This window comes from Thermorhabdus hydrogeniformans (assembly GCF_049310025.1).
Lineage (GTDB): Bacteria > Bacillota > Thermosediminibacteria > Thermosediminibacterales > Tepidanaerobacteraceae > JBJYKD01.
In genome coordinates this window covers 1-269 of record NZ_JBJYKD010000153.1, presented here as the reverse complement: position 1 = coordinate 269, position 269 = coordinate 1, and the positions used below count along the sequence as shown (strand labels likewise).

1 protein-coding gene is annotated in these 269 nt (G+C 46.5%); it reads right to left on the bottom strand.

The features are described from left to right. Positions 1-269, bottom strand: a 269-nt coding sequence (locus ACKX14_RS15890; protein ID WP_422449367.1) for a GTP-binding protein, incomplete at both ends; no start/stop codon positions are given.

The following is a 269-nucleotide window of genomic DNA, read 5'->3' as shown; positions in this document are numbered from 1 at the left end:
CATTCTCCGTCTGGATCTTCTAGGGCCTTAAGTGCTGATCCCACTACTATTGGAGCGTTGTCTCCGTCGAATTCGTATTCGCTAAGAAGCTCTCTTACTTCCATCTCTACAAGCTCGATCAGTTCTGGGTCATCTACCATGTCTTCCTTATTCAGGAATACTACTATCTTAGGTACTCCTACCTGCCTTGAAAGAAGAATGTGCTCTCTTGTCTGTGGCATTGGACCGTCTGCTGCACTTACTACCAATATTGCTCCGTCCATCTGTGC